This is a genomic window from Amycolatopsis dendrobii (assembly GCF_014145675.1).
Lineage (GTDB): Bacteria > Actinomycetota > Actinomycetes > Mycobacteriales > Pseudonocardiaceae > Amycolatopsis > Amycolatopsis dendrobii.
This window is the reverse complement of record NZ_JACGZW010000002.1, coordinates 29,219-51,046: the sequence shown is the minus strand read 5'-3', so window position 1 is coordinate 51,046 and position 21,828 is coordinate 29,219. Positions and strand designations below refer to the sequence as shown.

General features: G+C 68.2%; 22 protein-coding genes. 12 read left to right on the top strand and 10 right to left on the bottom strand.

Annotated features, from left to right (window positions below):
• Positions 1-3: 3 nt before the first annotated feature.
• The gene (locus H4281_RS04265; protein WP_182889571.1) at positions 4-1,614 is read right to left on the bottom strand and encodes an FAD-binding oxidoreductase; all 1,611 of its coding nucleotides are present in this window, start codon (positions 1,612-1,614) and stop codon (positions 4-6) included.
• Positions 1,615-1,630: 16 nt separating this feature from the next.
• Between H4281_RS04265 and H4281_RS04260 the strand changes: the two genes are divergently transcribed.
• The 5 genes from H4281_RS04260 (at position 1,631) to H4281_RS04240 (ending at position 7,429) form a co-directional block, all read left to right on the top strand.
• Entirely contained in the window at positions 1,631-2,275 is a 645-nt protein-coding gene (locus H4281_RS04260) for a TetR/AcrR family transcriptional regulator (RefSeq protein ID WP_182889570.1), read from the top strand.
• Entirely contained in the window at positions 2,272-3,807 is a 1,536-nt protein-coding gene (locus H4281_RS04255) for a glycerol-3-phosphate dehydrogenase/oxidase (protein ID WP_182889569.1), read from the top strand. The genes H4281_RS04260 and H4281_RS04255 overlap by 4 nt, the downstream gene beginning before the upstream one ends.
• Positions 3,808-5,109: 1,302 nt before the next feature.
• On the top strand, positions 5,110-5,352 hold the full coding sequence (locus tag H4281_RS04250) for a helix-turn-helix transcriptional regulator (protein ID WP_037715776.1): 243 nt from the start codon (positions 5,110-5,112) through the stop codon (positions 5,350-5,352).
• Between the two features lie 2 nt (positions 5,353-5,354).
• On the top strand, positions 5,355-6,254 hold the full coding sequence (locus tag H4281_RS04245) for an ABC transporter ATP-binding protein (RefSeq protein ID WP_220506793.1): 900 nt from the start codon (positions 5,355-5,357) through the stop codon (positions 6,252-6,254).
• Entirely contained in the window at positions 6,251-7,429 is a 1,179-nt protein-coding gene (locus tag H4281_RS04240) for an ABC transporter permease (RefSeq protein WP_182889567.1), read from the top strand. The genes H4281_RS04245 and H4281_RS04240 overlap by 4 nt, the downstream gene beginning before the upstream one ends.
• A 161-nt stretch (positions 7,430-7,590) precedes the next feature.
• Here H4281_RS04240 and H4281_RS04235 read toward each other — a convergent pair whose 3' ends face one another.
• The 4 genes from H4281_RS04235 to H4281_RS04220 form a co-directional block, all read right to left on the bottom strand.
• On the bottom strand, positions 7,591-8,949 hold the full coding sequence (locus H4281_RS04235; protein ID WP_182889566.1) for a cryptochrome/photolyase family protein: 1,359 nt from the start codon (positions 8,947-8,949) through the stop codon (positions 7,591-7,593).
• Positions 8,950-9,012: 63 nt separating this feature from the next.
• Positions 9,013-10,329, bottom strand: a complete 1,317-nt coding sequence (locus tag H4281_RS04230) for a citrate synthase (protein WP_182889565.1) — start codon at positions 10,327-10,329, stop codon at positions 9,013-9,015.
• Between the two features lie 191 nt (positions 10,330-10,520).
• A complete protein-coding gene (locus tag H4281_RS04225; protein WP_182889564.1) occupies positions 10,521-11,462 on the bottom strand; it encodes a carbohydrate kinase family protein in 942 nt (313 codons plus the stop codon).
• A gap of 55 nt (positions 11,463-11,517) precedes the next feature.
• On the bottom strand, positions 11,518-12,105 hold the full coding sequence (locus tag H4281_RS04220) for a TetR/AcrR family transcriptional regulator (RefSeq protein ID WP_037369544.1): 588 nt from the start codon (positions 12,103-12,105) through the stop codon (positions 11,518-11,520).
• 102 nt (positions 12,106-12,207) lie between these two features.
• Here H4281_RS04220 and H4281_RS04215 point away from each other — a divergent pair, with 102 nt between their 5' ends.
• Positions 12,208-13,353 carry an acyl-CoA dehydrogenase family protein gene (locus tag H4281_RS04215; RefSeq protein ID WP_182889563.1) on the top strand — a complete coding sequence of 382 codons (1,146 nt, stop codon included), beginning with the start codon at positions 12,208-12,210 and terminating at the stop codon, positions 13,351-13,353.
• Here H4281_RS04215 and H4281_RS04210 read toward each other — a convergent pair.
• The gene (locus H4281_RS04210; RefSeq protein ID WP_182889562.1) at positions 13,350-13,712 is read right to left on the bottom strand and encodes a winged helix-turn-helix transcriptional regulator; all 363 of its coding nucleotides are present in this window, start codon (positions 13,710-13,712) and stop codon (positions 13,350-13,352) included. The genes H4281_RS04215 and H4281_RS04210 overlap by 4 nt on opposite strands.
• A gap of 67 nt (positions 13,713-13,779) precedes the next feature.
• Between H4281_RS04210 and H4281_RS04205 the strand changes: the two genes are divergently transcribed.
• Together H4281_RS04205 and H4281_RS04200 are read left to right on the top strand one after the other, a co-directional pair.
• On the top strand, positions 13,780-14,580 hold the full coding sequence (locus tag H4281_RS04205) for an NmrA family NAD(P)-binding protein (RefSeq protein WP_182889561.1): 801 nt from the start codon (positions 13,780-13,782) through the stop codon (positions 14,578-14,580).
• Between the two features lie 112 nt (positions 14,581-14,692).
• The gene (locus H4281_RS04200) at positions 14,693-15,301 is read left to right on the top strand and encodes a Uma2 family endonuclease (RefSeq protein WP_182889560.1); all 609 of its coding nucleotides are present in this window, start codon (positions 14,693-14,695) and stop codon (positions 15,299-15,301) included.
• A 31-nt stretch (positions 15,302-15,332) separates the two neighbouring features.
• On the opposite strand, the gene H4281_RS04195 is transcribed toward H4281_RS04200, so the two are convergent.
• From H4281_RS04195 to H4281_RS04185, 3 genes are read right to left on the bottom strand one after another with little or no spacing between them, the layout of a single operon-like run.
• A complete protein-coding gene (locus tag H4281_RS04195; protein WP_182889559.1) occupies positions 15,333-16,553 on the bottom strand; it encodes an amidohydrolase in 1,221 nt (406 codons plus the stop codon).
• A 20-nt stretch (positions 16,554-16,573) separates the two neighbouring features.
• On the bottom strand, positions 16,574-17,077 hold the full coding sequence (locus H4281_RS04190) for a GNAT family N-acetyltransferase (RefSeq protein WP_182889558.1): 504 nt from the start codon (positions 17,075-17,077) through the stop codon (positions 16,574-16,576).
• Entirely contained in the window at positions 17,044-17,949 is a 906-nt protein-coding gene (locus H4281_RS04185) for an aldose 1-epimerase family protein (protein ID WP_182889557.1), read from the bottom strand. The genes H4281_RS04190 and H4281_RS04185 overlap by 34 nt, the downstream gene beginning before the upstream one ends.
• 89 nt (positions 17,950-18,038) lie before the next feature.
• On the opposite strand from H4281_RS04185, the gene H4281_RS04180 reads away from it, so the two are divergent.
• Genes H4281_RS04180 through H4281_RS04165 form a run of 4 tightly spaced genes read left to right on the top strand, consistent with a single transcriptional unit; the run spans position 18,039 to position 21,035 of the window.
• Positions 18,039-18,614, top strand: coding sequence for a TetR/AcrR family transcriptional regulator (locus H4281_RS04180; protein WP_182889556.1), 576 nt, complete (start codon positions 18,039-18,041; stop codon positions 18,612-18,614).
• A complete protein-coding gene (locus H4281_RS04175; RefSeq protein ID WP_182889555.1) occupies positions 18,614-19,429 on the top strand; it encodes an MBL fold metallo-hydrolase in 816 nt (271 codons plus the stop codon). Before H4281_RS04180 ends, H4281_RS04175 begins: the two co-directional genes overlap by 1 nt.
• Positions 19,426-20,274, top strand: a complete 849-nt coding sequence (locus H4281_RS45430; RefSeq protein ID WP_182889554.1) for an MBL fold metallo-hydrolase — start codon at positions 19,426-19,428, stop codon at positions 20,272-20,274. Before H4281_RS04175 ends, H4281_RS45430 begins: the two co-directional genes overlap by 4 nt.
• 8 nt (positions 20,275-20,282) lie before the next feature.
• Entirely contained in the window at positions 20,283-21,035 is a 753-nt protein-coding gene (locus tag H4281_RS04165; RefSeq protein WP_182889553.1) for an MBL fold metallo-hydrolase, read from the top strand.
• Here the strand turns inward: H4281_RS04165 and H4281_RS04160 are convergent.
• Entirely contained in the window at positions 21,022-21,747 is a 726-nt protein-coding gene (locus H4281_RS04160) for an SDR family oxidoreductase (RefSeq protein ID WP_182889552.1), read from the bottom strand. The genes H4281_RS04165 and H4281_RS04160 overlap by 14 nt on opposite strands.
• Positions 21,748-21,828: the final 81 nt, after the last annotated feature.

The window sequence follows — 21,828 nt, the reverse complement described above, 5'->3', positions numbered from 1 at the left end:
CGTTCAGCCGAGCAGTTTTCCGGGGTTCAGGATCCCGGTCGGGTCCACCGCGGACTTGGCCGCGCGCAGCACGTCCAGCCCGATCCGGCCGATCTCCGCCTCCAGGTACGGCGCGTGGTCGACCCCGACCGCGTGGTGGTGGCTGATCGTCCCGATGCCGGTGATCGCCTCGCACGCCGCCGCCTTCGCGCGCTGCCACTGTCCGACTGGATCGGTGTCGTCGCGCGAGGTCAGCACGGTGAAGTACAGCGACGCACCGGTTTCGTAAGCGTGCGAAACGTGGCACATCACGATCGCCCGGCCCAGCGAGGCCACCAAAGCCGCGCGCACCGCGTCGTGCAGTTCGTCCAAATTGGACCAGTAGGCCGCGGTTTCCAGGGTTTCCACGCACACGCCGAGATCCAGCAACGCGTCGCGCTGCCGCGGTCCGTTGAACCGGCCGTGCCGCCAGGATTCGCCGAGCACCTTGCCGATCCGCACGGCACCGGAGCACTTCAGCATCGCCGACGTCCGCCGCCGGCGCCGGGCGACGTCGCCTTCCCAGCCGACGATCAGCAGGCACGGATTCTTGATTCCGCGCGCCTTGAGATAGGTCTTCAACGCGGCAGTCTTCAGCCCGGCGTTGAGCGAGAACGACACGTTCGTTTCGTCCACATCGGACAGCCGGGTGACGTCCGCCAGCGCGTGGTCCTGAGCGAGCTTGCGCACCGCCGCCGCCCCGGCCTCCCAGCCGTCGACGATCCAGCCCTCGTAATGCCGCTGCTCCGGCAACGGGCGGACCCGCAGCGCGACCTCGGTGATCACGCCGAGCGTGCCCTCGCTGCCGACCGCGAGCTGCCGCAGGTCCGGTCCGGCCGCGGACGCCGGCGCGACGCCGAGCCGCCACTCGCCCTTCGGCGTGGCCAGCCGCACCCCGGCGACCATGTCCTCGAACCGGCCGTAACCGGACGACGCCTGCCCGGCCGATCGCGTGGCCGCGAACCCGCCGATGGTCGCGCGCTCGAACGACTGCGGCACGTGGCCGAGCGTGTATCCGTGCGCCGCGAGCAGCCGCTCCGCTTCCGGACCGCGCACTCCGGCCTGCAACACCGCGATCCGCGACACCGGGTCTACCGACACCAGCTCGTCGAGCCGCATCAGGTCCAGCACGACCACCGCTGTCTTGTCGCCGCGCAGCGCCGCGACCCCGCCGACCACCGACGTGCCGCCGCCGAACGGGACCACGCCGATGTCGTGCTTCACGCACAGGTCCAGCACGGCCTGCACCTGGTCCGGGTCCGCGGGCAGCAGCACCGCGTCCGGCACCGGCACCTCGTCGCCCGCCCGCGTGTGCAGCAGGTCCAGATAGGACAGACCACCGGTGCGGCCGAGCCGTTCCCGAGGGTCGACCAGCACGTGGTCCGCGCCGAGAAGGTCCTCGAATTCGGTACGGACGGGCACAGTCAGCGCGGGCTCCGCGACCGGTGCCGGAGCGCCGGTTTTCCCGCCTCGATCAGGGCCGACCTGGCCGATACGCTGGCCGAGCCACCGGACCGCGCGGTCGGGCAGACCGGCCGAGGCCCCGCCCTGTTCGGTCCACGAACGCCGGATGCGGTGGTTGATGAGATCGCTCACGACTACAGTGTGACACATGGACGTCAAACGTCACTCCCGTCCGGGAGCGGCCCCCTCCGCGCTCGCGGACGCCCGCAGCCGCCCGACCTCGGCTCGTGTCGCCGACGACGAGCTCCTCGACGCCGCGCGCCAGTGCGTGCTCGCGGTCGGCGTCCGGCGCACCACACTCGCCGAAATCGCCCGAACCGCGCAGGTCAGCCGCATGACGGTATACCGGCGGTTCCCCGATGTCCGCAGTGTGCTCGCCGCGCTGATGACGCGCGAGTTCAGCGGTCTGCTGCAACGGGTGACCGAGACCGGCGACCAGGCGGCGCACGCGCGCGACCGCATCGTGCACCTGGCGGCAGCCAGCGTCGGCGCGCTGTCGGCCGACCCGTTGTTCCGGACGCTGCTGGATGTCGACGCCGAACTGGTGCTGCCGTACATCGTCGAACGACTCGGTGCGACCCAGCACTTCGCCGAGCACGTGCTCCGAAGCCTGCTCGAAGAAGGGCACCGGGACGGCTCGGTGCGCAGCGCCGAGGTCGCCGCGCAGGCCCGGTCGGTGCTGCTGGTCGTGCAGTCGTTCGCGTTCTCGCTGCGTCCGGCCACCGCCGACGTCGACGAGGCCGCACTGCTCGCCGAATTCCGGCACCTGCTCGAAGCGGGGTTGAAACCATGAGCACCGGATCACTCAACGCGCGCCGCCGCGAACGCGAACTGTCCCGGCTGGTCGACGGCGAACGCGTCGACCTTCTGGTAGTCGGCGGCGGCGTCACCGGCGCGGGCATCGCACTCGACGCGGCCGCACGGGGGCTCTCCGTCGCACTGGTGGAGGCGCACGACCTCGCGTTCGGCACGTCGCGCTGGTCCAGCAAGCTCGTGCACGGCGGATTGCGGTATCTCGCGAAGGGCGAACTCGGGCTTGCCCACGAGAGCGCTGTGGAGCGCGGGATCCTCATGACACGCACCGCGCCGCACCTCACGCGCGCGATGCCGCAGCTTTTCCCGCTCTATCCCGGTACTTCCGCCGCGCAGCAGGCGCTGATCGCCACCGGCCTCCGAGCTGGCGACGGGTTGCGGCGAGCCGCGCGTACGCCGTCCTCGGTGCTGCCTGGGCCGCGCCGGATTCCGGCCGCCGAGGCGTTGGCCCTGTCCCCCGGACTCGCTCCTGGCGGGCTTCGCGGGGCCCTGCTGGCGTACGACGGTGCTTTGGTTGACGACGCGCGTCTTGTGGTCAGCATTGCCCGTACGGCGGCTTTGCTCGGCGCTCGAATCCTCACGCGTTTGTCGGCGATTTCCTTGTCCGGCAACGAAGCCCAGGTCAGTGATGGCGTCTCGTCGTACACACTGCGTGCGCGACAGGTCATCAACGCGACCGGCGTCTGGGCAGACACGCTGACTGATTCTGTGCAGCTGCGCCCTTCCCGCGGATCTCATCTGGTTCTCGCACCGGACACCGTGCGAGTCGGAGCCACGTCGGTCAACATCCCGGTTCCCGGCGAGACCAACCGGTTCGTGTTCCTGCTGCCACAGCTCGACGGTCGCGTCTACTTAGGACTCACCGATGAACCGGTGCCCGGCGGAGTCCCCGATGTCCCTGCCGTTCCTGAGTCCGATGTGGACTTCCTGCTGTCGACCGCGTCTTCGGTCCTGAGTCGTCCGCTGACCGCCGCTGACGTGATCGGTTCCTACGCCGGATTGCGGCCGCTCGTCTCCGGTTCCGCCGGACGCAGTGCGGATCTCTCGCGGAAACACGCGGTAGTCACCGGTTCCGACGGCGTGCTCACCGTAGTCGGCGGAAAGCTGACGACGTATCGGCGCATGGCCGAAGACGCCGTCGATGCCGCGCTGACGCACGCCGGATTGCCCGCTGGCCCGTCGCGAACATCGAAGCTGCCGCTGCTCGGCGCCGCACCACGCTCGCGGCTGTCGCTTGTGGACGCTCCAGCACGGTTGGTGGCCAAGTACGGCACCGAAGCACCCCGCGTGGCGGCACTCGGCGAACTGGAGCCGGAGTTCGCTGCCCCGTTGTGCGCGTCGACGGAAATCACCGCGGCCGAGGTGGTGTGGGCCGTCCGCCACGAGGGTGCGACGACTGTCGAGGACGTCCTCGAACGCCGCACCCGGCTGGCCCTCGTCCCCGCCGACGCCGAAGCCGCCCGCGAACGAGTGGCCGAACTGGTGGAGAAAACGCTGGCCGGACTGTCCTGACCGTTGCCCAGCCCGCACTGCCCCAATGTGGCGTTGGGTGCGTCAGACGCACCGAACGCCACATTGGGTGCATCGCATGCACCCAATGCCACATTGGGGACGGTGCCACGGACGAGTGGTTGTCGCGGTATTCACGCACGAGGGGGCCACTCGCGCACGTTTTACTCGCACACTTCTCAATGACCGCGCAACCTGGACAGATGCGCAAAGGAAACTGGGAGCGACACCCGGTGCTGCACGAAGCCGCCGGGAAGGTAGTCCGAACCGCCGAGCTTGAAGAGCTGGGCATGTCCAGGAGCAGCATTTATCGTCGCTGCCTTCCCGGCGGCCCCTGGCGACGGATCTTGCCTGGTGTCGTGCTGCTGCTCCCGTGCGAGCCGGATTCAGCACAGCAGATGGAAGCAGCGTTGTTGCGAGGCGGCCCTGACGCGATGGTGACTGGCCTATGGGCGGCGCGACTACACGGGCTCTGCCAAGTCCCTGAACCCGGCCAGATCCATCTGCTGGTTCCCGACAGACGGGAAGTAAGCAGCGTGGGCTTCATGCTCGTGGAACGCACAACTCGACTTCCCCAACCTGTCGCCAGGAACGGGATTCCGGTAGCACCCGCCTACCGCGCGGTGCTGGACGCAGTTAGGCGAATCCGCGATTTCGATGCTGTACGAGCGCTATTGGCCGAGTCTGTGCAACGACGACGTTGCACCTTGGAACAGCTGGGTCGCGAACTAAGCCGTGGAAGCCAGCGTGGGTCTGCGCTGCCACGCCGGGCGCTGACCGCGCTTCTGGCAGGTACACAGTCGGTCGCCGAGGCCGACGCTTGGGAAATCTGGAAAACAACAGGTCTGCCTGAAGCCGAGTGGAACGTAGTAGTCACTACCGGCAGAGGCGAGTTCGTGGCCAGGCCAGATGCATGGTGGGACGACGTGGCATTCGCCTGGGAGATTGACTCACGAGCCTGGCACGAGAAATGGGACGACTACTCCGCCACACTCCAGCGGAACGCTCGCTACGCGGCCGCGGGGATTGTCGTTCTCCAGACGCTTCCGATCAGGTTGCGCACCGAACCGGACCAAGTGGCGGCCGAGCTTCGCGCCGCGCACGAAGCTGCGGCACGCCGGCCACGTCCATCCGTGATCCGCCGCCACGCAGCCTGACCGGCAAGCGCCCCAATGCGGCATTGGGTGCGTCAGACGCACCGAACGCCACATTGGGTGCATCGCATGCACCCAATGCCACATTGGGGCGGACAACTACCGGCAAGGCAGCTTGACGGGTCGTTGGGTTTTTGCAACAGTGCGGTCCATGAGCCCGGTGCGGCGTGGCAAGGAGCTGCCGATCCACAACCGGCTGCCGGTACTGCGTGCGGAGCGCGGGATGAGCCGGGCGGAGCTCGCCGAGGCGGTCGAGGTCAATCCGCAGACGATCGGGGCGCTGGAGCGCGGGGATCATTACCCGAGTCTTGACCTGGCGTTGCGCATCTGCGCGGTGTTCGACCTGCCGGTGGAGGCCGTGTTCAGCCGTGCGCCGCTGGAGGGGGACGCGTGACGCTGGAGATCGACCGGATCAGCAAGCGGTTCGGCGCGAAAACCGCGCTCGACGGCGTGAGTTTCACCGCGGCGCCCGGCGAGCTGTTCGGGTTCGTCGGCAGCAACGGGGCGGGCAAAACCACCACGATGCGGATCGCGCTCGGCGTGCTGGCCGCCGATTCCGGCGAGGTGCGGTTCGCCGGGCGTCCGGTCACCCACGACACCCGCGCGCAGATCGGGTACATGCCCGAAGAGCGCGGTCTGTACCCGAAAATGAAGGTCATCGACCAGCTCGTCTACCTCGCCGAACTGCACGGGCTCAGCACCAACGACGCACACCGCGCCGCCGAGTTGTGGATCGCGCGGCTCGGGCTCGGGCCGAAGCGCAAGGACGACATCCAGAAGCTCAGTCTCGGCAATCAGCAACGCGTGCAGCTCGCCGCCGCGCTGGTGCACGACCCGGCGCTGCTCGTGCTCGACGAACCGTTTTCCGGCCTCGACCCGCTCGCCGTCGACGTGCTGAGCGGCGTGTTGCGCGAGAAGGCGGCGACGGGCGTGCCAGTGGTGTTTTCCAGCCATCAGCTCGACCTCGTGGAGCGGCTGTGCGACCGCGTCGGCATCATCCGCGACGGCCGGATGGTCGCGGTCGGCACCATGGACGAGCTGACCCGCGACGCCGGACGCCGGTTGGTGGTCACCGCACCCAGCGCCGATCCCGGTTGGGCGACAACGGTTCCTGGCACTCGCGTGCTCGAAAGCCGCGGCAGCACGACTGTGCTGGAGTTGTCGCCGAGCGCCGACGACCAGGCCGTGCTCGCCGCCGCGCTGGCCACCGGTCCGGTGACGGAATTCAGCCACCGCCGTCGTACGCTGACTGACCTGTTCCGCGATTCCGTCGCCACGCCGGGAGCACCTCGATGAGCCGGATCCGTCCTGCCCGCGCGGTGCGGCTGGTGGCCAAACGGGAGCTCAACGCACGGCTGCGCACCCGGTCCTTTGTGGTCAGCACCGCGGTGATGCTGTTGCTGCTGCTGGGTTACGTCACGCTGCAGGTATTCCTGGCCCATGACCGGTCGACCACGAAAGTCGCGCTCGCCGGGCAAGCGCAGGGCATCGCCACGCAACTGGAGAACAACGAGCGGAACCTCAAGATCGTCCTAGTACAGTCCGAATCGGACGGATTGACCCAGGTCCGCGACGGCGACGTCGACGCGCTCGTGTCCGGCAGCGCTTCCCGGCCGCGGGTGATCGTGAAGTCCACTTTGGACCCAAAGCTGCGGACGACGCTGGACAACATCGCCCAGCAACAAGTCCTGGACGCTCAGCTGTACTCCGCGAACCTCGATCCCGCCGTCGTACACCAGGCAGTGTCCGCCACCCACGCCGACGTCCAGTCGCTCGAACCGGCGGATCCCGAAGCCGGCACGAAACTCGTGACCGGGATCGTGGTCGCGATTCTGCTGTACGTCAGCATCATGACCTACGGGATGTTCGTCGCGCAGGGCGTGGTCGAGGAAAAATCCAGCCGGGTGGTGGAGATCCTGCTCGCGACGGTCCGGCCGGTGCATTTGCTGCTGGGCAAGGTCATCGGACTCGGCCTGGTCGGGTTGACGCAGCTCGCGATCCTCGCCGCGGCGGGTCTGGCGGCCGGTGGCGTGTCCGGCGTGTTCTCGATCTCGAGCGTCGCGCTGGGGGCTCTGGGCTGGGGTCTCGTCTGGTATCTGCTCGGTTTTCTCCTCTACGCCATGCTGTACGGCGCGGCTGGCGCGCTGGTGTCCCGGCAGGAGGACACCCAGGCGGTGGTCGGGCCGGTGAACATCGCGCTGGTCATCGGGTTTGTCGCCGGAATCAACCTGCTGACGCAAGCACCGCAGGGAGCGGCGACGCGGATCGTGTCGCTGATCCCGTTGCTGTCGCCGGTCCTGATGCCCGCACGGATCGCGCTCGGCACGGTCGAGCCGTGGGAAATCGCGCTGTCTCTGGTGTTGACGATCGCGCTGATCGCGGTGGTCACCTGGGCCGGAGCGCGGGTGTACCGCAACGGAGTACTGCGGGTCGGCAGCCGGGTGCGGCTGGTTGACGCGTTACGCCGTTAGGGCGTCCGGCCTGACTTCGACCCGGCGAAGTGTCCGAGACCGGTGAAACTGCACGATCTCGGCGAGGATCGGCAACGCGACCCCTCGCTGGCGGAAAACCACGAACGGGCCGACGACACTGAGGTCCGCAGCCGGAGTGGCTCGACCACGATATGTCCAGGCTAAGACCCGGTAATCGCCCCGTACCGCTGCAGCGCGACCTGCCGCTCCTCCGCGTGGTCCACGATCGGCTCCGGGTACTCCTCCGGACGCTCCTTGAGCACGTGCACCGCTTTCCCCTCCACGCCACGCAGTTCCGGCACATACCGGCGCACGTAATCGCCCTGCGGATCGAATTTCTGGCCCTGTGTGGTCGGATTGAAGATCCGGAAGTACGGCGCGGCGTCCGTCCCGGATCCGGCGACCCATTGCCAGTTCAGCTGATTCGACGCCAGATCGCCGTCGACCAAGTGCTTCATGAAGTGCCGGGCACCCCACCACCACGGCAAATGCAGGTCCTTCACCAGGAAACTCGCCACGATCATCCGGACCCGGTTGTGCATCCAGCCCTCGGCCAGCAGTTGCCGCATGCCAGCGTCGACGATTGGGTAGCCGGTCCGCCCCTCGCGCCACTGCGCGAACATTTCCTGCGCGGTTTTCCCGGTGTCGTAACGCATTCCGTCGAATCGCCGGTCATAGTTCTGCCGCGCGGTTTCCGGCCGGTTCCACAGGACGTCGGCGTGAAACTCGCGCCAGCACAGCTCGGACCGCAAGGCCTGCGCGCCCTCGGACCGTTTCCCGGCCAGGTCGGCCAGCATCGTCCGCGGATGGATCGCGCCCCAGCGCAGATAGGGCGAAAGCTTTGTGGTGCCGGCATGATCCGGGCGATCGCGTTCGGTCGCGTAATCCGCGAGACCGTCGGAGAGAAATTCCTGCCACACCGCCAGTGCGGCTTCCTCCCCCGCCGGCGGCAGTTCGCACTCCACCTCCAGAGTTTCCGGCAGCGATGCCGAGGAAGAAGGCTTGATCCAGTCCACAATAGACACATTGGTGCCGGCCGGACGGGGCCAGCCGTGCTGTGCCCAAGCGCGATAGAACGGGGTGAACACCCGGTACGGGGTACCGTCCGGCTTGGTCACCCGTCCCGGCGTCACGGCATACGGCGAACCCGTCTCCACCCACTGAATTCGATGCTCTGCCAAGGCGGAAGCCACCGCTTCGTCACGCGCACGCCCATATGGTGCGGTATCCGCAGAGACATGCACTGCCGCTGCCCGGATCTCCCGGGCCGCGGCCACGACCTCTCGCGCCGGATCGCCATAGCGCACCATCAACCGGCCGGACAGCGATTTGTCCAGCTCCCGCAAGGAATTCAGCAGGAACGCGACCCGCGGCGAACCGGCAGGTTTGAGGAGCCGGTCGTCCAGCACGTAGAGCGCCAGAATGTGCTTGCTGTGCTTGGCCGCCTCGAACAGGGCGGCGTGGTCGGCCAACCGCAGGTCCCGGCGGAACCACAGCACGACCGGCGCTTCCATCGTCATGCCGCACAACGATAAACGCCCCGCCGCGCGAAGGCACGGCGGGGCGTTTCACCAAGCGGAGATTCAGCGCTCCGACATCGGCGTGTAGTCCCGGGAGGCGTGGCCGGTGTAGATCTGGCGCGGGCGGCCGATCTTCGTCTGCGGGTCGTTGATCATCTCGCGCCAGTGCGCGATCCAGCCGGGGAGCCGGCCGAGCGCGAACAGCACGGTGAAGAACTTCGTCGGGAACCCGAGCGCACGGTAGATCAGACCGGTGTAGAAGTCCACGTTCGGGTACAGCTTGCGCTCGACGAAGTAGTCGTCGGACAGCGCGGTTTCCTCGAGCTTCTTGGCGATGTCGAGCAGCTGGTCGCCGCCCTTGAGCTTGCCGAGGATCTCGTCCGCGGTGTTCTTGATGATCTTCGCGCGCGGGTCGTAGTTCTTGTAGACCCGGTGCCCGAAGCCCATGAGCTTGACACCTTGTTCCTTGTTCTTCACGCGGTTGACGAACGTCGCGACATCGCCGCCGTCGTCGCGGATGCCCTCGAGCATCTCCAGCACCGCCGCGTTCGCGCCGCCGTGCAGCGGGCCGAACAGCGCGTTGATGCCCGCCGAGATGCTGGCGAACAGGTTCGCCTCGGACGAGCCGACGAGCCGCACCGTGGAGGTGGAGCAGTTCTGCTCGTGGTCGGCGTGCAGGATGAACAGCAGGTCGAGCGCCTTCGCGATGTCCGGGTCGACCTCGTACGGCTCGGCCGGGAAGCCGAACGTCATCCGCAGGAAGTTCTCGACGAGGCCCAGCGAATTGTCCGGGTACAGCAGCGGCTGGCCGACGGACTTCTTGTACGCGTACGCCGCGAGCGTCGGCACCTTCGCCAGCAGGCGGATGGTGGACAGCTCGACGTTGGGCTCGTCGAACGGGTTCAGCGAGTCCTGGTAGAAGGTCGACAGCGCGGACACGGCGCTGGACAGCACCGGCATCGGGTGCGCGTCGCGCGGGAAGCCGGAGAAGAACGCCTTGAGGTCCTCGTGCAGCAGGGTGTGCCGCTGGATCCGCTCGGTGAAGTCAGCCAGCTGGGCCTCGGTCGGCAGCTCGCCGTAGATGAGCAGGTAGGACACCTCGATGAAGGTGGACTTCTCCGCCAGCTGCTCGATCGGGTAGCCGCGGTAGCGCAGGATGCCCGCATCACCGTCGATGTAGGTGATGGCCGACGACGCGGCGCCGGTGTTGACGAACCCGGGGTCGTAGGTGATGTACCCCGTCTGCGCCAGCAGCTTTCCCAGCTCGATCCCCGGCGCGCCCTCGACCGGGTTGACGACCTTGAACTCGTGCTCGCCACTCGGCAGGCGCAGCGTCGCGGTTTCGCCGCCGGACTGCCCCGCATTCGTCGCGTCGGACATGCAGGTCCCTCTCACGTTGGGCACGGGACGGCGGCGCCTGCAAGGTTCCGCAGTAGCCACGTGTTCACGCGAGGAAACACGCGCCTCGCTGCACACCGCCCCGCTGGGTATGAATTCACCACTACGCTAGTCGAAGGGTGGGTCAGTCCGCACTCGCTGCGTTGCCCCAAAAGGCCCCATTGGGACCAGGTTCACACGGTGGCCGCCATATCCGCCGCGGTCGGCGGCTCCGCTCCGCTGCGGGAGACCGTGATGGACGCCGCTTTCGCCGCATAAGCAAGCGCTTCGGTCCACGCGTCGGCGTCGAGTGCGGCCAGGTCGCGCACGGTGCGCTCGTGCAGCCAGGCCAGCAGCGCGCCCTGCACGGTGTCGCCGGCGCCGATCGTGTCCGCGACCGCGACCTTGCGGGAGGGAACGTGTGCCAGCTCACCAGCCGAAGTGATCACAGACAAGCCTTCCGCGCCCCGGGTGAGCACGACGGCGTCCACACCGGACTCCACCCACGATTTCGCGGCGGCCACCGGGTCGGCCCCTTCGGCGAGCCACGCGGCGTCGTCGTCGGAGGTTTTCAGCAGCCGCACGTCCGGCAGCCACGAGGCGAAGCGCGCGCGGTAAGCCGCCGGGTCGGCGATGAGCGCCTCCCGGATGTTCGGGTCGAGCACCGTCAGGGTCCCACGCGCGGATTCGCGGCGCAGAATTCGCTCGTACGCGCTCGCGCCGGGTTCGAGCACCATGCCGAGCGTTCCGAGCGACAGCGCGGTGGTTTCTTCCGGCAGCGCACCAGGATCGGAGACCAGCCGATCGGCGGTTCCCTCGACGTAGAAGGTGTATCGCGCGGCGCCGCGTTCGTCGAGCGCGACGACGGCGAGCGTCGTCGGCTCGTTGCCGCGCTGCAGCAACGAAGTGTCGACGTGCGAAGCGGAAAGGCGATCCACCAACGCGACGCCGAACCGGTCAGTGGAAACCCGGGACAGGAACGACGCGGGAACGCCGAGGCGGCCCGCGGCGAGCGCGACGTTGTATGGACCACCGCCGAGCCGGGGCAGCAGCGCGCGCAACCCACCGTCCACAGTGGAATCCAACGGTTCGCCAGGAACGAGGTCGACCAGCGCCTCTCCACCCACCACGATCACAAGCGGCGAGTGTAGAGGAACTCATGCTGACAATTCCTGTCCCGATGCGGACACATCAGTTCTTGTCGAGTCCGCCGAGCAAAAGTTCGCCGAGCGCGGTGAACGCTTCCGCGTCGGACACATCGGTGCGCCTGCCGAGCACCCCGGTCTGAATGCCCTCGATGATCAGTCCGGTCATTTCGGCCACGAGCCGCGCGTGCACGTCGCGGAACACCCCGTCGGCGACGCCCTTGTCGATGAACGCGCGGATCCGGCGAGCGGCGGCGCGGCTGTTGAGCTGATAGGTGTCGCGGGCGGGCGCGAAGGCGGCGATGTCGGCCATGAACTCCGGAGACGCCCGGTTCAGGTGCTCGGAGACGCCGGAGAGGTACTCGCCGATCAGCTCGCGCGCGTCGTCGATGCCCGCGATCCGCTTTTCTAGACGTTCGGCGGCGTCGCGGAAGAAGTGCGCGACGACCTTGACCGCGAGCTGCTCCTTGCTCGGCGCGAGCGCGTACAGCGTCGATTTCGAACAGCGGAGCCGGGCGGCGAGATCGTCGAGCGTGAAGCCGGCGAAGCCCTCCGCCAGGAACAACGCCTCGAGCTCGCGCAGCAGCGCCTGCTGCCGCGCGGTGGGCCGGCGACGAGCTTCAGGGGTGGACATCACGTCACTATCTCCTACCGATCAGGGACAGCCCCGCTCCGCATACGGTACTCTCAATCATCCGTCAGTACTGTTTTCAGTACCGCCGCCTGGGAGGAAGCCATGCCGGTCGACCGTCTGCTGCCGACGCCGGAGTCCGAAGACCTGCTCGCGCTCGTCACGGAAATCGCCCGTGACGAGCTGAAACCGCGCGCTTCGGCCGACGAGGAGGCCGAGAAATTCCCGCGCGACCTGTTCACCCTGATGGGCAAGTCCGGCCTGCTGGGCCTGCCGTACCCGGAGCGCTGGGGCGGTGCCGAGCAGCCGTACGAGGTCTACCTGCAGGCGCTCGAGGAGATCGCCAGCGCGTGGATGAGCGTCGGCGTCGGACTGTCGGTGCACACGATGTCCTGCTACGCGCTCGCGCACTACGGCACGGAGGAACAGCAGGATCGCTGGCTGCCGGACATGCTGGGCGGCTCACTGCTCGGCGCGTACGCCCTGTCGGAAACGCACGCCGGCTCGGACGCGGCCGCGCTGTCCACCCGCGCACGGCTGACCGAGGACGAGTACGTCGTCAATGGCACGAAAGCGTGGATCACCCACGCGGGAGTCGCGGACTTCTACACGACGATGGTCCGCACGAGCGACGACGGCGGCCGAGGCATCTCGTGCCTGCTTGTCGACTCATCGACTCCGGGCCTGTCCGCGGCTCCGCGCGAGCGGAAAATGGGCCTCACCGGGTCGCCGACCGCGCAGATGCTGTTCGAAGACGCTCACGTCCCGGCTGATCGCCTTATCGGCGGCGAGGGCGCCGGGCTGAAGATCGCTCTGTCGTCGCTCAGCTCGGGACGGCTCGGGATCGCCGCCTGCGCGGTGGGCCTGGCGCAGGCGGCCCTGGACGAGGCCGTGGAGTACGCGAAGGGCCGCACCCAGTTCGGCCGTCCGATCGCGGACTTCCAGGGCTTGGAATTCCTGCTGGCCGACATGGCGGCGACGGTCGAATCGGCCCGCGCGACCTATCTCGACGCGGCCCGCCGCCGCGACCGCGGGCTGGACTTCCAGCGCCAGTCGTCGATCGCGAAGCTGGTGGCGACGGACGGCGCGATGAAAGTGACCACGGACGCGGTCCAGGTCCTCGGCGGCGCCGGGTACACGCGGGATTTCCCGGTGGAGCGGTACATGCGGGAGGCGAAAGTGCCGCAGATCTTCGAGGGGACCAACCAGATCCAGCGGATGGTGATCGCGCGGTCCCTGAAGAACGCCTAGTCCGTTTTGCCGTCATAAGCCGCGCGGGCGGCATGAACGCGGCCCGCGTTGGCTTTCGACCAGTCGGCGATCGCCCCGGTCAAGGCCCCCACGTCCCGGCCGAGATCCGTCAGCGCGTACTCCACGCGCGGCGGGATCGTCGGGTAGATCGTGCGGGTGACTAGCCCGTCGCGTTCGAGATTGCGCAGCACCTGGGTGAGCGATTTCTGCGTCACGCCTTCGACGCCGCGGCGCAACTCGGTGAACCGCAGCGGACGCTCGTGCTGGCGGAGCAGGCCGAGGACGTAGAGCGTCCACTTGTTCGCCAGCACGTCCATCACGGTGCGCGACGGGCACGCTTTCGCATACTTGGTATCCATTAGGTACCTATAGATCGTCGAGGTGCCTTCTTCACAAACGATACCGGTGGCGAGCAGTCTCTTTCGCATGATCTTGACGACCGGAGCCACCGGCACAATCGGCAGGGAAGTCGTCCGCCTGCTCGGACCCGTCCGGACGCTCGTCCGCAGCCCCTCGGGCGGCCCTGACGAGGTGATCGGCGATTTCGACCGGCCGGACACCCTCGACGCGGCCCTGCGCGGGGTCGACACCCTCCTGCTGATCGGGCCCGCGGCGGCCTCGCAGATCACGGTGCTCGATCGCGCGGTCGCGCACGGGGTGCGGCACGTCGTGCGGGTTACCAACCACAAGGCTGTAGCGGATTCGCCAGTCGCCCGGCGGCGGGTGCACGCGCGGATTGACGCGCACCTCAAGGCGTCCGGGATGGAGTACACGCTGCTGGCGCCGAACTTCTTTATGCAGAATCTGCTGGCCCTCGCGCCGGAGATCGCTGCGACGGGCGGCTTTTCTTCGTCCGCGGGGGATGGCCGGATCGGAATGATCGACGCCCGGGACGTCGCGGCCACGGCTGCCACGATCGCGAAGGCCCCGGCGGAGCATGCCGGGCGGACGTATCTGCTGACGGGGCCGGAGCTGGTCACGTTCGCCGACATGGCCCGGGAATGGGCTGCGGTTACCGGCCGTCCGGTGGAGTACCGGCGGATTTCGGCTGCGGAGCACCAGGCGGTGATGGAGTCGAAGGGGGTGCCGGAGGCGGGGTCGAATGCGCAGGTCTTCGAGCTGCTGGCGGCCGGGGACGGGGCTTGGCTGAGCGACGATTTCGCCGCGGTGACCAGGGGTTCGCCGCGGGGGTTGGGGACGTTCCTGGCGGACCACCTCTTCTCTTGAGCGCAAGCCGAGCATGATCAACCCGGCGGCGAAACATGGCTCTTCGTGTCGATATGGTCACTGACAGTTTCACCGCAGGCGTGAGACAATCCCGGTGACGTGAGGAGACGCTGTGACAGCACTTCCCGAGCCGACGCGTGGTGAATTCCCCTGGGAGATCCCGGATCACCTGCTGTCGATCGAGGAATACGCGGCCCTCGGTGAAACCGACTCCGGCTTCACTGAGCTCGTGGAGGGCCGCTTGATGATGTCACCCAGTCCGAGACCGGAACACGGGCTCGCCATGCTGGAGCTTGCCCACCAGTTGCGGCCCTCCGTGCCGGAGGAGTTCAAAACGGTGGCGGAGACCGACATCGACCTTGAGCTGACCCCAGCCGGAGGACCAGGCTTTTCCCGCCGTCCCGACCTGATGGTCGTCAGCAAGGCGGAACTCGCGCGCCGCCGTCAGGAAGGCGGGCTGCTTCGCGCGACTGGAGTCCTCCTCGTCGTCGAGATCGTGTCGCCTGGTTCGAAGCGCACCGACTACGCCACCAAGCACGACGAGTACGCCGACGCCGGAATCCCGTTCTACTGGATCCTCGACCTCGACGACCCGGTCTCCCTCGTCGCCTGCCACCAGGCCGGAGAGCTCGGCTACCAGGACGCCCCGGCCCGCACCGGGAAATTCCGCACCACCGAGCCGTTCCCGGCGGAAATCGACCTCACCGCGCTGCTCGGTTGAGGCGGCCGTCCGGGCCGCCTCAACCGAGGGTTCAGCGAGCTTCCCGGTACCGCCGATCCGCCGAAACGCCCTCGCCGGTCGTCTCGTCGAAGTGGTACACCTCCTGGCCCCGCACGAACACCCGCATCGCGCGGTTCATCACGTCCAGCGGGTCGCCCGACCACACCACCACGTCGGCGTCCAGGCCGGGCGTCAGAGTGCCGATCCGGTCGTCGAGGCCGAGCATCTGCGCCGGGTGCAGCGTCAGGGCCTTCAAAGCGGTCTCCGGGTCAAGGCCGTCCTTCACCGCCAAAGCCGCCTGGTACACCAGGAAGTTGATGGGGATGACCGGGTGGTCCGTGGTGATCGCGATCTTCACCCCGGCCCGCGCGAGGATTCCCGCCGAGCGCAGGGTGCGGTTGCGCAGTTCCACCTTGGACTTCGTGGTGAACAGCGGGCCGAGGATCACCGGGATGTCGCGTTCGGCCAGCAGGTCCGCGATCAGGTGGCCTTCGGTGCCGTGGTTGATCACCAGTTTGTAGCCGAATTCGTCGGCGAGCCGGATCGCGGTCACCATGTCGTCGGCGCGGTGCACGTGCTGGTCCCAGTACAGCTCGCCGTCCAGGACCTTGGCGAGCGTTTCGTTCGTCAGGTCCGTTTCGAACGGCTTGCCCTCCGACCGCGTGTGCTCGCGCTTCTCCTGGTAATTGCGCGCCTTCGTGAACGCCTCGCGCAGGATCGCGGCCACGCCGAGCCTGGTCGAGGGCGTGACCTTCTTTTCGCCGTAAACCCTCTTCGGGTTCTCGCCCAGCGCGCTCTTCACGCTCACCTGCTCGGCGAAGACCATGTCCAGAATGGACCGGCCCCACGTCTTCACGCCGATGGTCTGCCCGCCGATCGGGTTGCCCGACCCCGGCTTGATCACCACGCTCGTGACGCCGCCCGCCAGCGCGTCGTCGAAGCCCGGTTCGTACGGGTCGATCCCGTCGATCGCGCGGAAGCGGGCTCCGTTCGGGTCGGTCATTTCGTTGGTGTCGTTGCCCGCCCAGCCTTCGCCGTCCTCGTGGACGCCGAGGTGCGCGTGCGCGTCGATGAATCCCGGCAGTACCCAGCTGCCGGACGCGTCCACCAGTTCCGCGTCCTCCGGCACCTCGACGTCGGCCTCAGCCCCGACGTGGGTGATCCGGCCGTCTTCGATGAGCACAGTGCCGCCCTCGATCGGAGCGGCGCCGACGGGGACCACATAGCCCCCGACAATCGCCTTGTAAGCCATAGTTTGACACGCTAACGAACTCACCCGGGTTCGCGCATCCGGGGTTTTTCCAGGTGCACCAACTGATAGTCCGCTTCCGGCGACCGATGCGTCTCGCGGTAACCGAGCTTTCGGTACAAATAGAGCGGTCCGGCCGAACGCTCGCCGGTGAACAGCCGGAACACCGTCACCTCCGCCGGAGTCGCCTCCTCCGCGGCCGTCAGCAGCGCGGTACCGAGTCCCTCGCCCTGGCGATCCGGTGCCACCACGAGCCTGCCGATCTCGCCGACCGGACCGTCCACTCGCATCCGCACGCTCGCCACGAGCCTGCCGCCGTCGCGGAAGCCCCAGACCGTGATCGACGGGTCGGCGATGGCCGCGCGCACATGGTCGAGGGTGTCCAGCAACGGCGGCAGGTCGAAGTTCTGGTGCGCCCGCGCCTCAGTGAGGTACGCGGCCTGCTGCAAGGTCAACAGCTCACCCGCGGCGGCCTCGGTCAGCAGTTCGAGCTTCACGGGACCCGGATTCCCCAGCTGCCCGTCCACGACGTGGCCGGTTCCAGGTCGATGATGTCGGTGCGGGTGTTGAGCGCGTCCGCCGGGCAGGTCATCGGCTCGATCGCGACCGCGCGGCCTCGGCCGACCAGGTCGTCCGGCGTGAACACCTGCACCCAGCGGAAGTCCGCGCCGGTCCAGACCACCAGCTGGCGGTCGCCGTGGGACAGCACGTACTGGTGGGTGCCGTCCGCGGCGAGTTCCAGCCCGCCGAACGCGGTGTCCAGGTCGACGCCTTCGAGCAGCTTGCCCTGCCGGAAGTCGTACTCGGTGCCCTCGACGTCCTGCTCGTCCGCGTACGGCATCTGCTGATCGCCCTCGTACGGCCGGACGCGCGTGGCGGGCAGCGTGAGGGTCAGCTCGTCGGTGGGCGCGTCGCCGATCCGGAAGTACGGGTGGGTTCCGACGCCGACACCGATCGGCTTCTCCCCCTCGTTGCGGATCTCGTGCGTGATCACGAGTTCGCGCGGTTGCAGGTCGTACGTGATCGTCGCGCGCAGCGGGACCGGCCAGCCGGGCTGCGCCTCGACGTCGATGGCCAGCGTGATCGACGTTTCGGCGTGCTCCAGCAGCTCCCATTCCCGGTGCCGGGTCAGGCCGTGGATGGCGTTGCCGCGCGCTTCCTCGGTGATCTCCAGCTGCTGCTCTTCGCCCTCGAACTCCCACTTGCCGCCCTTGGTCCGGTTCGGCCACGGCAGCAGCACCTGGCCGAGCCCCTTCGGCGGCTTCTCGTCCTCGGCGAACGTCTCGACATACGGCACTCCGCTGATCTCGAACGCGCGCAGGCCGGCACCGATCTCGGTGATGACGGCGCGCGCGTTGCCGCGGGTGATCTCGAACTGCTCTCCGGTGGGGTTCGCCATGGCGCTGAGGTTACCGATCGGCCGCGCCGGGCGGGCAGGGCTCGAAACTAACTAGACCGGTCGTCATAGTTTGAGCTACGGTGGGACGCATGGTCAACCGCACCGACACGCGCCGCCGGATGCTCGAATCGGCGGCTGAGCTGTTTCGCACCCAGGGCTACCACGCCACCGGGATGACCCAGCTCGTGTCCGAAAGCCGGGCCCCGAAGGGTTCGCTGTACTTCCATTTCCCCGGCGGCAAGGAACAGCTCGCCGCCGAGGCGGTGCGGCTTTCCGGCGAGCGGCTGGCCGGGGTTTTCCGCGAAATCACCGCCAGCGCACCGGATCCGGCCACCGCCGTCGACCTCATCGTGACCGCTCTGGCCACCTCGCTGTCCGAATCGGACTTCCGCTGCGGCTGTCCGATCGCGACTGTCGCATTGGAAGCCGCTGACAGCGAACCGATCCGCGCCGCCTGCGATCAGGGTTACGAAGGCTGGCTGCGCGACATTTCCGCTTACTTCACCAAGTGCGGCCTCGCCGAGGACCGCGCCGCTTCTCTGGCGACAATCGCGCTGTCCGCGATCGAAGGCGCATTGCTGCTCGCGCGCACTCGACGGGACATCGCACCGCTGCAAGCCGTCGCCGCCCACCTGCACACCACTGTTGAACGGGAGTTCGCCTAATGCGAGTACACCACTTCAACTGCGGCACCATGCGTCCGATCGGCGGCAAGCTGGTCGACGGAAAACCAGGACTGCTGCGGCGCGCCACCCTTGTGTGCCACTGCATGCTGGTCGAAACCGGCACCGGACTGACCCTCATCGAAACCGGAATGGGTTCACCCACCGTCACCGACGCCGCACGCTGGCTCGGTCCGCGCTTCCTGCGCACGTCCAACCCGATGCGGGACGAAAACGAAACCGCGCTGAGCCGTATCCGCGCGCTGGGCTTCGACCCGGCCGACGTCCGCGACATCGTCCTCACTCACCTCGACCTCGACCACGCCGGCGGGCTCGTCGACTTCCCGCAGGCCCGCGTGCACGTCTACGGCAAGGAACTCGACGCTTACCGCGCCGGAAACCCGCGGTACCGCGATGTCCAGTTCCGCCACGGTCCACAGTGGAAGTCCTATTCGGACACTGGCGACAGCTGGTTCGGCCTCGACGCGGTCCGTGAACTGGACGGAGTCGAGGGCGTCGCGCTCGTGCCGCTCGCCGGGCACACCGCCGGACACGCCGGGGTGGCTGTCGACACCGGATCCGGCTGGGTGCTCAACGCGGGCGATGCGTATTTCTTCCACCAGGAGATCGACGCCGAGCCCTATTGCCCGCCCGGATTGGCTATGTTCGAACGGCGGGTCCAGACGCTGCCCGGGCCGCGGCGCGAAAACCAGCGCCGGTTGCGCGAGCTGCGCCGGGACCACGCCGACGAGGTGACCGTGTTCGCCTCGCACGACCTGACCGATTTCGTCCGGCTCAGCGAGAGGAGCACGGTATGAAGGTGCACCACCTCAACTGCGGCACGATGCGTCCGCTCGGCGGCAAGGCCCTCGACGGCCGCCCCGGAATGCTGCGGCGCAGCTCGATCGTGGCGCACTGCCTGCTCGTGGAGACCGCCGACGCGCTCGTGCTGGTCGACACTGGATTCGGCACCCGCGGCGTCACCGAATCGCGGCGCTGGCTCGGCGGTCCGTTCATGGCGATGGTCGGGGCGAAGCCGATCATGGAAGAAACCGCCGTCGCACAGATCCGGGCGCTGGGCCACGATCCCGCCGACGTGCGGCACATCGTGATGACCCACCTCGACGTGGACCACGCCGGCGGTCTCGCCGATTTCCCCGACGCCACCGTGCATGTCCGCACCACCGAACGCCGCGCGGCGGACAACCCGAAGAGCTTCCCGGAGAAAACGCGGTACCGCGCTGAGCAATTCGCGCACAGTCCACTGTGGAGCACCTATGACGAGGCCGGCGAGAAATGGTTCGGCTTCGACGCGGTGCGGCCGCTGCGCGGTCTGCCGCCGGAGATCCTGCTCGTCCCGCTGCCCGGCCACACGCACGGCCACTCCGGCGTCGCGGTCGACACCGGCGACGGCTGGCTCCTGCACGCCGGCGACGCGTATTTCTTCCACGGCGAAGTCGCCCCGGTGAGCCCGCACTGCCCGCCCGGCATGCGCGCGTTCGAGGTGATGAACCAGATGGACGGAGCCACCCGCCGCGCCAACCTCGCCCGGTTGCAGACCCTCGCCCGCGAGCACCAGGACGAGGTCTCGGTGTTCAGCGCGCACAGCCCGGTCGAATTCCAGGCGCTGCGGCGGAATACCGCGCAACCCACCGCGAGTTGACTACCCGCGTGACGCGCATCTGGTACGTCGGCGGCCCGACCGCCCTCATCGAGTACGGCGAGACCCGCCTGCTCACCGACCCCACCTTCGACAGCCCCGGCGATTACCCGATCGGCACTCGCAAGCTGGCGAAAACCGCTGGTCCCGCGATCTCGGCGGCGGAGGTCGGCGAGGTGGACGCGGTGCTGCTTTCCCACGACCAGCACCCGGACAACCTGGACGCGGCGGGGCGGGAGTACGCCCTCGACGCCCCGCTCGTCCTGTCCACCGCTTCGGCGAGGGAGCGGATCGGCGACCCTGTTCGGGCGCTGGCCAACTGGGAGTCGCACGACCTCGGCGGCGTCTTCGTCACCGGAGTGCCCGCGCGGCACGGGCCGGACGGCAGCGAGCATCTCGTCGGCGAGGTCACCGGTTTCGTGCTCGAAGGCGAGGGCCAGCCGACCGTTTACGTCAGCGGCGACAACGCTTCCCTCGACGTAGTGCGGCAGATCGCCGAGCGCTTCGAGCGGATCGACATCGCCGTCCTGTTCGCCGGCGGGGCACGAACCCCGCTGGTCGGCGACGCGTATCTGACGCTGCCCAGCGAGGGCGCGGCCGAGGCAGCCCGGATCCTGAACGCGCGCCAGGTCGTCCCGCTGCACTTCGAGCATTGGGCGCATTTCACCCAGGGCCCGGACACGCTGCGGCCGGCGTTCACGTCGGCTGGGCTCGCAGACCGGCTGCATCTGCTCAAGCCGGGCGAACAGGTCAGCTTCCGGTAAGCACGAACCCTCCGTCGACGGTGATCACCGCACCGGTGACGAACCTGTTCTCCATCAAGTACACATTGGTCGCCGCGATCTGGTCCGCTTCGCCGACCGATTTGGTCAGCGTTCGTTCGGTGAACGCGGCGACCATCGCGTCGAGCTGCGGCTGCGGAAGGCCGTCCCACATCGGCGTGTGGACCGGCCCCGGGCGGACCGTGTTGACCCGCACCGGTGCCAGATCGACGGCCAGACCGCGCGCCAGCCCCTCGACCGCGCCGGCGGAACCGGCTGCGAGCGCTGCTCCGGGCGTCGGACGGACTCCGATGATCCCGGACGTCAGCACGATCGAACCGCCCGGGCGGATCCGCGGCGCGGCGTGCTTCACCGCGCTCACGACGCCCCAGTAGCGGACATAGAACCCGCTCTGCGCGTCATCGAGCGACAGGTCGGCGAGCGGCTGCGGAGGCAGCGCGTCGCCGGCGGTGTAGACGAGGTGGTCGAGCGTGCCGACCTGCTCGAACAGCGCCGCGACGTTCGCGTCGTCACGTACGTCGGCGACGAATCCTTCGCAGGTGTCCGGCAATTCGGCGAGTGCCGCGTCCAGTCGTTCCTTGCCGCTCGCCGCGATCGTGACGGACGCGCCCGCCGCCGCTGCGGCTCGAGCGGTCGCCAATCCCATTCCCGAGCTGCCGCCGATGACGACAACCCGCTGGTCAAGCAAAGACATGAGGAGTCCTTCCCGAGGTTGATGACTCAGTGAGACATCAACTGTAGCAGTGATGACCCACTGAGTCATCACTGCTAAGAT

Coding starts and splice junctions, on each gene's coding strand:
- H4281_RS45430 (WP_182889554.1), top strand. CDS start 19,426: ATGAAGGTGCACCACCTCAACTGCGGCACGATGCGTCCGCTCGGCGGC.
- H4281_RS04250 (WP_037715776.1), top strand. CDS start 5,110: ATGAGCCCGGTGCGGCGTGGCAAGGAGCTGCCGATCCACAACCGGCTG.
- H4281_RS04210 (WP_182889562.1), bottom strand. CDS start 13,712: ATGGATACCAAGTATGCGAAAGCGTGCCCGTCGCGCACCGTGATGGAC.
- H4281_RS04230 (WP_182889565.1), bottom strand. CDS start 10,329: ATGTCCGACGCGACGAATGCGGGGCAGTCCGGCGGCGAAACCGCGACG.
- H4281_RS04215 (WP_182889563.1), top strand. CDS start 12,208: ATGCCGGTCGACCGTCTGCTGCCGACGCCGGAGTCCGAAGACCTGCTC.
- H4281_RS04180 (WP_182889556.1), top strand. CDS start 18,039: ATGGTCAACCGCACCGACACGCGCCGCCGGATGCTCGAATCGGCGGCT.
- H4281_RS04255 (WP_182889569.1), top strand. CDS start 2,272: ATGAGCACCGGATCACTCAACGCGCGCCGCCGCGAACGCGAACTGTCC.
- H4281_RS04260 (WP_182889570.1), top strand. CDS start 1,631: ATGGACGTCAAACGTCACTCCCGTCCGGGAGCGGCCCCCTCCGCGCTC.
- H4281_RS04160 (WP_182889552.1), bottom strand. CDS start 21,747: ATGTCTTTGCTTGACCAGCGGGTTGTCGTCATCGGCGGCAGCTCGGGA.
- H4281_RS04235 (WP_182889566.1), bottom strand. CDS start 8,949: ATGACGATGGAAGCGCCGGTCGTGCTGTGGTTCCGCCGGGACCTGCGG.
- H4281_RS04175 (WP_182889555.1), top strand. CDS start 18,614: ATGCGAGTACACCACTTCAACTGCGGCACCATGCGTCCGATCGGCGGC.
- H4281_RS04240 (WP_182889567.1), top strand. CDS start 6,251: ATGAGCCGGATCCGTCCTGCCCGCGCGGTGCGGCTGGTGGCCAAACGG.
- H4281_RS04220 (WP_037369544.1), bottom strand. CDS start 12,105: ATGTCCACCCCTGAAGCTCGTCGCCGGCCCACCGCGCGGCAGCAGGCG.
- H4281_RS04185 (WP_182889557.1), bottom strand. CDS start 17,949: ATGGCGAACCCCACCGGAGAGCAGTTCGAGATCACCCGCGGCAACGCG.
- H4281_RS04205 (WP_182889561.1), top strand. CDS start 13,780: ATGATCTTGACGACCGGAGCCACCGGCACAATCGGCAGGGAAGTCGTC.
- H4281_RS04195 (WP_182889559.1), bottom strand. CDS start 16,553: ATGGCTTACAAGGCGATTGTCGGGGGCTATGTGGTCCCCGTCGGCGCC.